The organism is Citrobacter sp. ABFQG (genome assembly GCF_004322975.1).
In the GTDB taxonomy this organism is placed as follows: Bacteria; Pseudomonadota; Gammaproteobacteria; order Enterobacterales; family Enterobacteriaceae; genus Citrobacter; species Citrobacter freundii.
This window is the reverse complement of the sequence record NZ_CP036435.1, coordinates 897,626-910,441: the sequence shown is the minus strand read 5'-3', so window position 1 is coordinate 910,441 and position 12,816 is coordinate 897,626. Positions and strand designations below refer to the sequence as shown.

The 12,816-nt window shown below is 53.2% G+C and carries 14 protein-coding genes; 12 read left to right on the top strand and 2 right to left on the bottom strand.

Features of this window, described 5'->3' with window-relative positions; translation table 11 throughout:
* The first annotated feature begins 35 nt into the window (after positions 1-35).
* The 6 genes from ftsN (at position 36) to WN16_RS04480 (ending at position 5,485) form a co-directional block, all read left to right on the top strand.
* The gene (gene ftsN / locus WN16_RS04505) at positions 36-1,016 is read left to right on the top strand and encodes a cell division protein FtsN (RefSeq protein ID WP_003840513.1); all 981 of its coding nucleotides are present in this window, start codon (positions 36-38) and stop codon (positions 1,014-1,016) included.
* A gap of 91 nt (positions 1,017-1,107) precedes the next feature.
* Complete coding sequence (gene hslV / locus WN16_RS04500) at positions 1,108-1,638, top strand: ATP-dependent protease subunit HslV (protein WP_003028805.1); 531 nt, start codon at positions 1,108-1,110, stop codon at positions 1,636-1,638.
* Positions 1,639-1,647: 9 nt separating this feature from the next.
* Entirely contained in the window at positions 1,648-2,979 is a 1,332-nt protein-coding gene (hslU, locus tag WN16_RS04495) for an HslU--HslV peptidase ATPase subunit (protein WP_003028803.1), read from the top strand.
* A gap of 67 nt (positions 2,980-3,046) precedes the next feature.
* The gene (menA, locus tag WN16_RS04490) at positions 3,047-3,976 is read left to right on the top strand and encodes a 1,4-dihydroxy-2-naphthoate polyprenyltransferase (RefSeq protein WP_003028801.1); all 930 of its coding nucleotides are present in this window, start codon (positions 3,047-3,049) and stop codon (positions 3,974-3,976) included.
* Positions 3,977-4,068: 92 nt separating this feature from the next.
* On the top strand, positions 4,069-4,554 hold the full coding sequence (rraA, locus tag WN16_RS04485) for a ribonuclease E activity regulator RraA (RefSeq protein ID WP_003028798.1): 486 nt from the start codon (positions 4,069-4,071) through the stop codon (positions 4,552-4,554).
* A 187-nt stretch (positions 4,555-4,741) separates the two neighbouring features.
* Positions 4,742-5,485, top strand: a complete 744-nt coding sequence (locus WN16_RS04480; RefSeq protein ID WP_044701846.1) for a 3-oxoacyl-ACP reductase family protein — start codon at positions 4,742-4,744, stop codon at positions 5,483-5,485.
* A gap of 202 nt (positions 5,486-5,687) precedes the next feature.
* Here the strand turns inward: WN16_RS04480 and zapB are convergent, their stop codons facing one another.
* Complete coding sequence (gene zapB / locus WN16_RS04475; protein ID WP_088732415.1) at positions 5,688-5,933, bottom strand: septal ring assembly protein ZapB; 246 nt, start codon at positions 5,931-5,933, stop codon at positions 5,688-5,690.
* A gap of 428 nt (positions 5,934-6,361) precedes the next feature.
* Here zapB and WN16_RS04470 point away from each other — a divergent pair, with 428 nt between their 5' ends.
* The 4 genes from WN16_RS04470 (at position 6,362) to fpr (ending at position 10,725) form a co-directional block, all read left to right on the top strand.
* Positions 6,362-7,207, top strand: a complete 846-nt coding sequence (locus tag WN16_RS04470) for an MIP/aquaporin family protein (RefSeq protein WP_003028793.1) — start codon at positions 6,362-6,364, stop codon at positions 7,205-7,207.
* 21 nt (positions 7,208-7,228) lie between these two features.
* Positions 7,229-8,737: a glycerol kinase GlpK gene (gene glpK, locus WN16_RS04465; RefSeq protein ID WP_003028792.1), complete on the top strand. Its 1,509-nt coding sequence runs from the start codon at positions 7,229-7,231 to the stop codon at positions 8,735-8,737.
* Between the two features lie 135 nt (positions 8,738-8,872).
* A complete protein-coding gene (gene glpX / locus WN16_RS04460; RefSeq protein ID WP_003840506.1) occupies positions 8,873-9,883 on the top strand; it encodes a class II fructose-bisphosphatase in 1,011 nt (336 codons plus the stop codon).
* Between the two features lie 95 nt (positions 9,884-9,978).
* Positions 9,979-10,725, top strand: coding sequence for a ferredoxin--NADP(+) reductase (gene fpr / locus WN16_RS04455; protein WP_044701844.1), 747 nt, complete (start codon positions 9,979-9,981; stop codon positions 10,723-10,725).
* A gap of 63 nt (positions 10,726-10,788) precedes the next feature.
* Here fpr and WN16_RS04450 read toward each other — a convergent pair whose 3' ends face one another.
* Positions 10,789-11,217 carry a DUF805 domain-containing protein gene (locus WN16_RS04450; protein ID WP_003840502.1) on the bottom strand — a complete coding sequence of 143 codons (429 nt, stop codon included), beginning with the start codon at positions 11,215-11,217 and terminating at the stop codon, positions 10,789-10,791.
* Positions 11,218-11,317: 100 nt separating this feature from the next.
* Between WN16_RS04450 and WN16_RS04445 the strand changes: the two genes are divergently transcribed.
* Both WN16_RS04445 and tpiA read left to right on the top strand, forming a co-directional pair.
* Positions 11,318-11,914, top strand: coding sequence for a YiiQ family protein (locus tag WN16_RS04445; protein ID WP_016151274.1), 597 nt, complete (start codon positions 11,318-11,320; stop codon positions 11,912-11,914).
* Positions 11,915-12,025: 111 nt separating this feature from the next.
* On the top strand, positions 12,026-12,793 hold the full coding sequence (gene tpiA, locus WN16_RS04440; RefSeq protein WP_044701842.1) for a triose-phosphate isomerase: 768 nt from the start codon (positions 12,026-12,028) through the stop codon (positions 12,791-12,793).
* Positions 12,794-12,816 lie beyond the last annotated feature (23 nt).

Below are 12,816 nucleotides of genomic sequence, written 5' to 3'. Positions count from 1 at the left end.
CGGGCTGACGAACGAATAAATACAGCGAAACGATAGTGGCACAACGAGATTATGTACGTCGCGGCCAACCGGCACCTTCGCGGCGCAAGAAGAGCACATCACGGAAAAAACAACGCAATACGCCTGCGGTATCGCCCGCAATGGTTGCTATTGCTGCAGCCGTACTCGTGACCTTTATCGGTGGTCTGTACTTCATTACGCATCACAAGAAAGAAGAGTCCGAAACGCTGCAAAACCAGAAAGTCACCGGTAATGGCATCCCGCCAAAACCGGAAGAGCGCTGGCGATACATTAAAGAGCTGGAAAGCCGTCAGCCTGGCGTACGTGCGCCTACCGAACCGTCTGCCGGCGGCGAGGTGCTGAACGCCGACCAATTAACCAATGAGCAGCGCCAGTTGTTGGCGCAGATGCAGGCTGATATGCGTCAACAGCCAACGCAGCTCAACGAAGTACCGTGGAACGAACAAACGCCTGAACAGCGTCAGCAAACGTTGCAGCGCCAGCGTCAGGTACAGCAACAGCAATGGGCCAACACGCAGCAGCAGGCTCAACAGCCGCGCACGCAACCACGGGTAGCGGAACAGCCTTACCAGCAGCCGCAAACGCGTACGGCGCAAACCGCGCCGGTACAGCAGCCGAAAGCACAGCCAAAACCGGCGGCGCAACAGCCGTATCAGGATTTGCTGCAAACGCCTGCGCATACCACCGCCGCTCAGCCGAAAACGCAACCGGCCGCGCCAATAACGAATGAAACGCAACCGCCAAAACAGACGGCGGAGAAAAAAGATGAACGCCGTTGGATGGTTCAGTGCGGGTCATTTAAAGGCGCTGAGCAGGCAGAAACCGTGCGCGCGCAGCTGGCCTTTGAAGGGTTCAACTCGCGTATTACCACCAATAACGGCTGGAATCGCGTGGTCATTGGTCCGGTCAAAGGCAAAGAGAATGCCGACAACACCATCAGCCGCCTGAAGGTTGCTGGTCACACAAACTGCATTCGACTCGCCACTGGGGGTTGAAACCCCCAAAATCCCCCCCATCTATACTTGCATTACGCCCCGCATACTGTGCGGGGCCTGTACATTGCATTTGTAACCAAGGGGTCTGCTCGTGACAACAATAGTAAGCGTACGCCGTAACGGCCATGTGGTAATCGCCGGTGATGGTCAGGCCACACTGGGTAACACCGTAATGAAAGGCAACGTGAAGAAAGTCCGCCGTCTTTACAACGACAAAGTCATCGCGGGCTTTGCGGGCGGTACTGCGGATGCATTCACGCTGTTTGAACTGTTTGAACGCAAGCTGGAAATGCACCAGGGTCACCTGGTGAAGGCTGCCGTTGAACTGGCAAAAGACTGGCGTACAGACCGTATGCTGCGCAAACTCGAAGCGCTGCTGGCCGTCGCAGATGAAACGGCATCGCTCATCATCACCGGTAACGGCGACGTCATCCAGCCAGAAAACGATCTGATTGCCATCGGCTCCGGCGGTCCCTACGCCCAGGCTGCTGCACGCGCTCTGCTGGAAAACACCGAGCTTGGCGCACGCGAGATTGCTGAGAAAGCGTTGGATATTGCAGGGGATATCTGCATTTATACCAACCACTTCCATACCATCGAAGAATTGAACTCCAAAGCGTAAGGATCCCCCATGTCTGAAATGACCCCACGCGAAATTGTCAGCGAACTGAACAAACACATCATCGGCCAGGATAACGCTAAGCGTTCCGTGGCGATTGCCCTGCGTAACCGCTGGCGTCGTATGCAGCTCAACGAAGAGTTGCGCCATGAAGTCACGCCGAAAAACATTCTGATGATTGGCCCGACCGGCGTCGGTAAAACCGAAATCGCCCGTCGTCTGGCAAAACTGGCCAACGCGCCGTTCATCAAAGTTGAAGCAACCAAATTCACCGAAGTTGGCTATGTTGGTAAAGAAGTTGACTCGATCATCCGCGATCTGACCGATGCTGCCATTAAGATGGTCCGCGTTCAGGCAATCGAGAAAAACCGCTTCCGCGCTGAAGAGATGGCGGAAGAGCGCATTCTCGACGTGCTGATCCCACCGGCTAAAAATAACTGGGGACAGTCAGAGCAGCCGCAGGAACCTTCTGCAGCGCGTCAGGCGTTCCGTAAAAAACTGCGTGAAGGCCAACTGGATGATAAAGAGATCGAAATCGATCTCGCGGCCGCACCGATGGGCGTTGAAATTATGGCGCCTCCGGGAATGGAAGAGATGACCAGCCAGCTGCAGTCCATGTTCCAGAACCTGGGCGGTCAGAAGCAAAAACCGCGTAAGCTGAAAATCAAAGACGCGATGAAACTGCTGATTGAAGAAGAAGCGGCCAAACTGGTGAACCCGGAAGAGCTGAAACAAGAAGCTATCGACGCCGTTGAGCAGCACGGGATCGTGTTTATCGACGAAATCGACAAAATCTGTAAACGCGGCGAATCTTCCGGTCCGGACGTGTCCCGCGAAGGCGTACAGCGCGACCTGCTGCCGCTGGTTGAAGGCTGCACGGTCTCTACCAAGCACGGCATGGTGAAAACCGATCACATTCTGTTTATCGCTTCTGGCGCATTCCAGGTGGCGAAACCGTCTGACCTGATCCCAGAACTGCAGGGTCGTCTGCCGATTCGTGTCGAGCTGCAGGCGCTGACCACCAGCGATTTTGAGCGTATCCTTACTGAACCGAATGCCTCCATCACCGTGCAGTACAAAGCGCTGATGGCGACTGAAGGTGTGGACATCAACTTCACTGAATCCGGTATTAAACGCATTGCCGAAGCGGCCTGGCAGGTTAACGAAACCACCGAAAACATCGGTGCACGTCGTCTGCATACCGTTCTGGAACGTCTGATGGAAGATATTTCCTATGATGCGAGCGATTTGAACGGCCAAAGCATCACAATTGATGCCGAATATGTGAGCAAACATCTGGATGCGCTGGTCGCAGATGAAGATCTGAGCCGTTTTATCCTATAATCGCGTTCAATGCATTTTCATCACTGTTGATGGGGCTGATAAAGCCCCATTTTTATTGGCGCTAAATATGACTGAACAACAACAAATTAGCCGCTCACAAGCCTGGCTGGAAAGTTTACGACCTAAGACCTTACCGCTCGCCTTCGCGGCGATCATCGTCGGTACGGCATTAGCATGGTGGCAAGGATACTTCAATCCGCTGGTTGCTCTGCTGGCATTGATTACGGCGGGATTACTGCAAATTCTGTCCAATCTCGCTAACGACTATGGCGATGCCGTCAAAGGCAGCGACAAGCCCGACCGCATAGGACCGCTGCGCGGTATGCAAAAAGGGGTCATCACCCAACAGCAGATGAAGCGGGCGCTGATCGTCACCGTGGTCTTGATCTGCCTGTCCGGTCTGGCCCTGGTTGCTGTGGCCTGTCACACGCTGGCAGATTTTGTCGGCTTCCTGGTGCTCGGCGGCCTGTCGATCATCGCCGCAATCACCTATACCGTAGGCAATCGCCCTTACGGATATATCGGTCTGGGCGATATTTCCGTGCTGGTGTTCTTCGGCTGGCTGAGCGTTATGGGAAGCTGGTATCTGCAGGCGCATACGTTGATTCCGGCGCTCATTCTGCCTGCTACCGCCTGCGGCCTGCTGGCAACTGCCGTGCTCAACGTCAACAATCTGCGCGATATCAACAGCGACAGAGAGAACGGCAAGAACACACTGGTCGTGCGTTTAGGCGCTGTCAATGCCCGCCGCTACCACGCCTGTCTGCTGATGGGCACGCTGGTCTGCCTGGCCCTGTTTAACCTGTTCTCACTGCAAAGCCTGTGGGGATGGCTGTTTATCCTCGCCGCTCCGCTGCTGATTAAACAGGCGCGATACGTGATGCGTGAGATGGATCCTGCGGCAATGCGCCCAATGCTGGAACGCACCGTAAAAGCGGCATTGTTAACTAACCTGCTGTTTGTCGTTGGAATTTTCTTAAGTCAGTGGTCTCTTTAACTGACAAATATCAATTAACAATTGATGATTTTGCCAACAGTACACATAGCGCGATATACTAAAAATTCTCGCAGCAACTGAACGTTGAGCCTATGAAATACGATACATCCGAGCTTTGTGACATCTATCAGGAAGATGTCAACGTCGTGGAACCACTGTTCTCTAACTTTGGAGGACGGTCGTCGTTTGGCGGACAAATCATCACGGTAAAATGTTTCGAGGACAACGGGTTGCTGTACGATCTGCTCGAACAAAACGGCCGTGGTCGCATTCTGCTGGTCGATGGTGGCGGTTCTGTCCGTCGTGCGCTGGTCGATGCCGAACTGGCTCGACTGGCCGTACAGAATGAATGGGAAGGTCTGGTCATCTACGGCTCAGTCCGTCAGGTAGACGATCTGGAAGAACTGGATATCGGCATTCAGGCGATTGCCGCAATTCCGGTCGGTGCCGCAGGGGAAGGTATTGGAGAAAGCGATGTACGCGTCAACTTTGGCGGTGTAACGTTCTTCTCTGGCGACCACCTGTACGCCGACAACACCGGGATAATCCTCTCCGAAGACCCGCTCGATATCGAGTAAAGAAAACACCGCAATTCGGTGTGATGCCAGTCGGTTAAATAACTGACTGGCTTTTTTTCGCTTCTGAAAATCTCCAGAGCCTCTTTTGCCCTTTTCCCCTTCCGATTCCCCCATCCTGCGCATTGACGAAGAAAAAACTCTCTCTATACCTAATGATGAATCTCATCACTCTCATCACGAGGTCATCATGCATATCGATCTGACAGGTAAAAAAGCGCTGGTCACCGGAGCCAGTCGTGGATTAGGGCGCGCCATTGCACTGTCGCTGGCGAAAGCCGGTGCTGATGTTGTTATAACCTATGAAAAATCTGCGGAGAAAGCCCAGGCCGTTGCCGATGAAATTACAGCACTTGGCCGCCATGGTGAGGCGATTCAGGCAAACAGTGCAGACGCTCAGGCGATTCAGAATGCCGTAAACCGCACGGTACAGTCACTCGGAGGACTGGATATCCTGGTCAACAACGCAGGGATCGCACGCGGCGGCCCGCTGGAGTCGCTGTCACTGGAGGACATCGACGCATTGATTAACGTGAACATCCGTGGCGTGGTAGTTGCCATACAGGCCGCGCTACCGCATCTCCCTGAAGGTGGGCGAATCATCAATATTGGCAGTTGTCTTGCCAACCGCGTCGCCCAGCCGGGGATTGCCGTCTACGCGATGACTAAATCAGCGCTCAACTCGCTAACCCGTGGCCTGGCTCGTGATCTCGGCCCACGAGGCATTACCGTTAATCTTGTCCATCCCGGCCCAACGGACAGTGATATGAACCCGGCAGATGGCGAGCAGGCAGAATCCCAACGACAGCTTATTGCGACAGGGCATTACGGAACACCGGAGGATGTTGCAGCGGCGGTGACGTTTCTGGTAAGCCCAGCGGCTGGGCAGATTTCCGGCACCGGTCTGGACGTAGATGGGGGTTTGAATGCCTGAAATTAACGTTGTGTTGCGGTAAAACGATTGTATTGCCGGATGACGGCTTACGCCTTATCCGGCCTACACAGGAACGATTACGCAAGAGGTTTCGTGTTGTAGCAAGGCGGCAAACGAAGGTATCCCCAGGAGCGTAGTAAACTACGTGACTGGGGTAACTGAGCGCAGCCAACGCAGCTACGGCACGAAAGATGAAGCGTAATTAGACTTCTTCCATACGACCCAGCAGGGCATGCAGACGATCCTGCCAGCCATTCTGCTGTTCTTTCAGGTTGTTGTTCTCACGCTCCAGCTCTTCACGCTGCTGCTGTGCAGTCTGAACTTCCTGCGACAGTGAGTTGTTCTTTTCTTTCAGCTCTTCGATTTCCATCTGTAACAACGTGATGGTATCAATCGCCTGCTGTACTTTTGCTTCCAGTTTCTCAAACACTTCTAATGACATCGTCATACCTCTCCTGAATTGCAAGGCGTTGATGGATAAAAATCCTCGTCCCGATAACCGGCGACGCCTTAATAAAAACGAGCGCACTCTACTTAACACCGATTGTATGAAGCCGCGTCATCGCTGTCCAGCGGCATCCCGCGCAGATTGCGGTTTGCAACACTTTTAGTCTTTCTCCTGGTGACATGACTGTCATAACTCTTAAGTGTTAACAGATTGATCAGTGAAATGATTCAGCTCACACTATTTTTGTATAACAAATACCGCACAATGGCGCGAAAACGCTCATTTTGTTGATGCAGTACACACATTTTAATTTCGATATTTCTCGTTTTTGAGCGTTAACGATAAATTAACAGTGTGCCTACCGGCTCCGGGGATGTCAGTGACCTTCTCGCACACAATAAACATTAAACTCTCTTCAGGATCCGATTATGAGTCAAACCTCAACCTTAAAAGGCCAGTGCATTGCTGAATTCCTCGGTACCGGGTTGTTGATTTTCTTCGGTGTGGGCTGTGTCGCTGCACTCAAAGTAGCTGGTGCTACTTTTGGTCAGTGGGAAATCAGTATCATCTGGGGTCTGGGGGTAGCGATGGCTATCTATCTGACCGCAGGTGTTTCTGGTGCACACCTGAATCCCGCGGTAACCATCGCACTCTGGCTGTTCGCCTGTTTTGATAAACGCAAAGTTGTCCCTTTTATTATTTCGCAAATTGCTGGCGCCTTTTGCGCAGCGGCATTGGTTTACGGGCTTTATTACAATCTTTTCATCGATTTTGAACAAACCAACCATATCGTGCGTGGCACTACCGAAAGCCTGGGTCTGGCGGGTACTTTCTCCACCTATCCGAATCCGCATATCAATTTTGTGCAGGCCTTCGCGGTTGAAATGGTCATTACCGCTATTCTAATGGGGCTGATTCTGGCTCTGACCGACGATGGTAACGGTGTACCTCGTGGTCCGCTGGCACCACTGCTGATTGGCTTATTAATTGCCGTTATTGGTGCTTCCATGGGTCCGCTGACAGGTTTTGCGATGAACCCGGCACGTGACTTCGGACCGAAACTCTTCGCCTGGATGGCCGGATGGGGTGAGATTGCCTTCACAGGTGGTCGCGATATCCCTTACTTCCTGGTTCCGGTGTTTGGCCCGATTACCGGCGCGATTTTGGGCGCATGGGCATATCGCAAACTGATTGGTCGCCATTTACCGTGCGATGTCTGCGTGATTGAAGAAAAAGACGCGGCGGCCAACACTCAACAAAAAGCTTCGCTGTAATGTGACTACGGGACAAAAATTATGACTGAAAAAAAATATATCGTTGCGCTCGACCAGGGCACCACCAGCTCCCGCGCGGTCGTAATGGACCACGATGCGAATATCGTTGCCGTTTCACAGCGCGAATTCGAGCAAATCTACCCGAAAGCAGGTTGGGTAGAACACGACCCAATGGAAATTTGGGCAACCCAAAGCTCTACGCTGGTTGAAGTTCTGGCGAAAGCCGATATCAGTTCCGATGAAATTGCAGCGATCGGTATTACCAACCAGCGTGAAACCACCATCGTCTGGGAGCGTGAGACCGGTAAACCAATCTACAACGCCATTGTGTGGCAGTGTCGTCGTACCGCAGATATCTGCGAAAAGCTCAAGCGCGATGGCATGGAAGAATACATCCGTAACAACACCGGCCTGGTGATTGACCCGTACTTCTCTGGCACCAAGGTGAAATGGATTCTCGACCACGTTGAAGGCTCGCGTGAACGCGCTCGTCGCGGCGAACTGCTGTTTGGTACCGTGGACACCTGGCTTATCTGGAAAATGACGCAGGGACGCGTACACGTCACGGATTACACCAACGCTTCACGTACCATGCTGTTCAACATCCACTCCCTGGACTGGGATGACACGATGCTGGATGCGCTGGATATTCCGCGCGCCATGCTGCCAGAAGTGCGTCGCTCTTCTGAAGTGTACGGTCAGACCAACATTGGTGGTAAAGGCGGCATTCGTATTCCTATCTCCGGTATCGCCGGTGACCAGCAGGCAGCTCTGTTTGGCCAGCTGTGCGTAAAAGAAGGGATGGCGAAAAACACTTACGGTACAGGCTGCTTCATGCTGATGAATACCGGTGAGAAAGCCGTTAAGTCCGAAAACGGACTGCTGACCACCATCGCCTGCGGACCGACCGGGGAAGTGAACTACGCGCTGGAAGGTGCGGTATTTATGGCTGGCGCATCCATTCAGTGGCTGCGCGATGAAATGAAACTCATCAGCGATGCATTCGACTCTGAGTATTTCGCCACCAAAGTGAAAGACACCAACGGCGTGTACGTCGTTCCGGCATTTACTGGCCTGGGTGCACCGTACTGGGACCCGTATGCACGTGGCGCCATCTTCGGCCTGACCCGTGGCGTAAACTCCAACCACATCATCCGCGCAACGCTTGAGTCTATCGCTTATCAGACGCGTGATGTTCTGGAAGCGATGCAGGCTGACTCCGGTATTCGTCTGCACGCCCTGCGCGTTGACGGCGGTGCGGTCGCCAACAACTTCCTGATGCAGTTTCAGTCTGACATTCTGGGCACCCGCGTAGAGCGTCCGGAAGTTCGCGAAGTCACCGCATTAGGTGCAGCGTACCTGGCTGGCCTGGCAGTAGGCTTCTGGCAGAATCTGGATGAGTTGCAGGAGAAAGCGGTCATCGAGCGTGAATTCCGTCCAGGCATCGAAACCACCGAGCGTAACTTCCGTTACAGTGGCTGGAAAAAAGCGGTCAAACGCGCCATGGCATGGGAAGATCACGACGAGTAATACGTCATTGCCGGATGGCTACTTTGGCTTATCCGGCAAAATCTTCGTGCGGGGGCAACCCCGCACACACATCAATAATCTCGCCCCCTCCCCTGTGCTACACTTCGCGCCATTCCTTTCAGCTACGAGTTTGCAATGAGACGAGAACTTGCCATTGAATTTTCACGCGTGACCGAAGCGGCCGCGCTGGCTGGCTATAAATGGCTGGGCCGCGGCGATAAAAATACCGCTGACGGCGCGGCGGTGAACGCCATGCGTATTATGCTCAACCAGGTCAACATCGACGGCACCATCGTGATTGGCGAGGGTGAGATTGATGAAGCGCCGATGCTGTTTATCGGTGAAAAAGTCGGGACCGGTCTTGGCGATGCGGTCGACATCGCCGTCGATCCTATTGAAGGCACACGCATGACGGCAATGGGTCAGGCAAACGCGCTGGCCGTACTGGCTGTGGGCGATAAAGGCTGCTTCCTGAATGCGCCAGATATGTACATGGAAAAGCTGATTGTCGGCCCAGGCGCAAAAGGGTCTATCGACCTGAACCTGTCGCTGGAAGCCAACCTGCATAACGTTGCCGCTGCACTCAATAAACCGCTGAGTGAGCTGACCGTAACCATTCTGGCCAAACCACGCCATGATGAAACGATCGCCGAAATGCAAAAACTGGGCGTGCGCGTCTTCGCTATTCCAGACGGCGACGTTGCGGCCTCCATTCTGACTTGCATGCCAGACAGTGAAGTTGACGTGCTGTACGGCATTGGCGGCGCACCTGAAGGTGTGGTTTCCGCAGCTGTGATCCGCGCACTGGACGGCGACATGCAGGGCCGTTTGCTGGCGCGTCATGACGTCAAAGGCGACAGCGAAGAAAACCGTCGCATTGGCGAACAAGAACTGGCTCGTTGCGCCGCCATGGGCATTGAAGCGGGTAAAGCGCTGCGCCTCGATGAAATGGCGCGTAGCGACAACGTCATTTTCTCCGCCACCGGCATCACCAAAGGCGATTTGCTGGAAGGGATTAGCCGTAAAGGTAATATCGCGACCACCGAAACGCTGCTGATCCGCGGCAAATCACGTACGATCCGTCGCATTCAGTCGATTCACTACCTCGATCGTAAAGATCCCGATGTGCAGGCGCACATCCTGTAATTGATTTGATCAATAGAGCCTTCCAGCCCATATGGGCTGGAAATCTTTCGTCCAACGAACGAAGATAAGGCAATCAAAGCAGACAGGAGAAAACCATGGCAGATTGGGTAACAGGCAAAGTCACAAAGGTGCAAAACTGGACCGATGCCCTGTTTAGTTTGACCGTGCGAGCTCCGGTTCTTCCTTTCACTGCAGGTCAGTTCACTAAGCTTGGCCTTGAGATCGACGGCGAACGCGTCCAGCGCGCCTATTCTTACGTAAATGCCCCTGATAACCCCGATTTAGAGTTTTATCTGGTGACAGTTCCCGACGGCAAACTCAGCCCTCGTCTGGCAGCACTGAAGCCTGGCGATGAAGTCCAGGTGGTGAGTGAAGCTGCTGGTTTCTTCGTGCTGGATGAAGTCCCCGATTGCGAAACGCTATGGATGCTGGCGACCGGCACGGCTATCGGCCCATATTTGTCGATTCTGCAGTTAGGCAAGGACCTGGATCGCTTTAAAAATCTGGTGCTGGTCCACGCCGCGCGCTATGCCGCCGATTTGAGCTATCTACCGTTGATGCAGGCGTTGGAAACACGCTACGAAGGTAAATTACGCATCCAGACGGTTGTCAGCCGTGAAACAGCCGCAGATTCGCTGACCGGACGTGTACCGGCGTTGATTGAAAGCGGTGAGCTAGAAAAAGCAGTCGGGTTGCCAATGGATAAAGAAACCAGCCATGTGATGCTGTGCGGAAACCCGCAAATGGTACGCGACACGCAGCAGTTGTTGAAAGAGACCCGGCAAATGACCAAACACCTGCGCCGTCGACCGGGCCATATGACCGCAGAGCACTACTGGTAAGAACGTTTCAATGCCCGGTAAACACCCGGGCATTTTGCCGGATGGCGCTTACGCTTATCCGGCCTACGAGTCAGCTCTGTACTTTACGTCCTGCGTATCCTTACCATATTTATTTGCGTCCTGGGTGCCAATGAACGCCCCCAGATCGATAAGCATACCAACCAGAATCAACGTTGGAACAAAGCGGCCTACCGCCCATTGCCAGACGCCGGGTAAAATCGCCCAATTTCCGGCCAGCAGCATCCACGCCAGGATCATCAACAGCGCCCACGCTCCGGAGCGCCCCCGGTCATGCAGACGTTTTACCGTCACTGCCGCCGTTGGCCATAGCAGACACACCAGACAAAAAGCCGCGGTCTGAATATCGAGTAATTGTTTGCTCGCCAGCGAAAACAGAACCAGCATGCTGACGATCCATAGGCCAATCCAAATCCAGAAATCACGGCGCCCGATGCGCCCTTTAAATGAGAATAACCACTGCTGTATGGTCATGTAAGTTCCTTTATTATTACCTTCCAGAACAGTTTACCCTTTTGACAAGCTCGACGGTTACCGTTTTAATCGTGAGCAATGAGAATGAAAGGTACGATTGATGAAGCAAGGATTTACACTGTTTTTATTATTGTTTTCAGCCTTAACCGCGAGCACTGCGGTACTGGCGGAAGAGCCATCGACGGCAACCACGGCCCCCTATTTACTGGCGGGCGCGCCGACCTTTGACCTGTCGATTAGCCAGTTTCGTGAAAACTTTAATACGCAGAATCCGAAGCTTATTCTGAATGAGTTCCGCGCCATCGACAGCAGTCGCGATCGAGCAAATCTCACCCGCGCAGCCAGTAAAATCAATGAAAACCTGTATGCGTCTTCCGCTCTTGAACGCGGCACCCTTAAAATCAAAAGCATGCAGATAACCTGGTTACCCATTCAGGGGCCAGAACAAAAGGCAGCCAAAGTGAAAGCGCTGGAATACATGACCGCCGTCATCCGCACCGTCGCACCGCTACTGACGAAGGAACAGAGCCAGAAAAAGCTGCAAAAACTGCTCGCCGCAGGCAAAGGTAAGCGCTATTACGCTGAAACAGAAGGCGCAATTCGCTATGTTGTTGCTGACAACGGTGAAAAAGGACTGACCTTCGCTGTTGAACCGATTAAGCTGGCACTATCAGAAAGTCTTGAGAAGGCGAATTGATGACAAAAAGCAAAGCCTTTCAGGGGATGAATCTCTATACTGTTTCACAGACCATGCTGCCCTCACGGGCGGCCATATTCCTTAATTCGCTGACAAGCGTGGAGAAATGAAATGCGACATCCTTTAGTGATGGGTAACTGGAAACTGAACGGCAGCCGCCACATGGTAAACGAACTGGTTGCTAACCTGCGTAAAGAACTGGCTGGCATTGCTGGCTGTGCAGTAGCGATTGCTCCGCCGGAAATGTATATCGACCTGGCGAAACACGCCGCTGCCGGTAGCCACATCATTCTGGGCGCGCAGAACGTTGACCTGAACCTGTCTGGCGCATTCACTGGTGAAACAAGTGCTGAAATGCTGAAAGACATCGGCGCGCAGTACATCATTATCGGTCACTCTGAGCGTCGTACTTACCACAAAGAATCTGACGAGCTGATCGCTAAAAAATTCGCCGTGCTGAAAGAGCAGGGTCTGACTCCAGTTCTGTGCATCGGTGAAACCGAAGCAGAAAACGAAGCGGGCAAAACTGAAGAAGTTTGTGCACGTCAGATCGACGCGGTTCTGAAAACTCAGGGCGCGGCAGCATTCGAAGGCGTCGTTATCGCTTACGAACCAGTATGGGCTATCGGTACCGGCAAATCTGCAACTCCTGCTCAGGCTCAGGCTGTTCACAAATTTATTCGTGACCACATTGCTAAAGCTGACGCGAAAATCGCTGAGCAAGTTATCATCCAGTACGGCGGTTCTGTAAACGCAACTAACGCGGCAGAACTGTTCGCTCAGCCGGACATCGACGGTGCGCTGGTTGGTGGTGCTTCTCTGAAAGCAGACGCCTTCGCAGTCATCGTTAAAGCAGCAGAAGCCGCTAAACAGGCTTAAGTTGTTAAGGCGGGAGGAACCCT

Coding starts and splice junctions, on each gene's coding strand:
- hslU (WP_003028803.1), top strand. CDS start 1,648: ATGTCTGAAATGACCCCACGCGAAATTGTCAGCGAACTGAACAAACAC.
- menA (WP_003028801.1), top strand. CDS start 3,047: ATGACTGAACAACAACAAATTAGCCGCTCACAAGCCTGGCTGGAAAGT.
- rraA (WP_003028798.1), top strand. CDS start 4,069: ATGAAATACGATACATCCGAGCTTTGTGACATCTATCAGGAAGATGTC.
- WN16_RS04480 (WP_044701846.1), top strand. CDS start 4,742: ATGCATATCGATCTGACAGGTAAAAAAGCGCTGGTCACCGGAGCCAGT.
- zapB (WP_088732415.1), bottom strand. CDS start 5,933: ATGACGATGTCATTAGAAGTGTTTGAGAAACTGGAAGCAAAAGTACAG.
- WN16_RS04470 (WP_003028793.1), top strand. CDS start 6,362: ATGAGTCAAACCTCAACCTTAAAAGGCCAGTGCATTGCTGAATTCCTC.
- glpK (WP_003028792.1), top strand. CDS start 7,229: ATGACTGAAAAAAAATATATCGTTGCGCTCGACCAGGGCACCACCAGC.
- glpX (WP_003840506.1), top strand. CDS start 8,873: ATGAGACGAGAACTTGCCATTGAATTTTCACGCGTGACCGAAGCGGCC.
- fpr (WP_044701844.1), top strand. CDS start 9,979: ATGGCAGATTGGGTAACAGGCAAAGTCACAAAGGTGCAAAACTGGACC.
- WN16_RS04450 (WP_003840502.1), bottom strand. CDS start 11,217: ATGACCATACAGCAGTGGTTATTCTCATTTAAAGGGCGCATCGGGCGC.
- WN16_RS04445 (WP_016151274.1), top strand. CDS start 11,318: ATGAAGCAAGGATTTACACTGTTTTTATTATTGTTTTCAGCCTTAACC.
- tpiA (WP_044701842.1), top strand. CDS start 12,026: ATGCGACATCCTTTAGTGATGGGTAACTGGAAACTGAACGGCAGCCGC.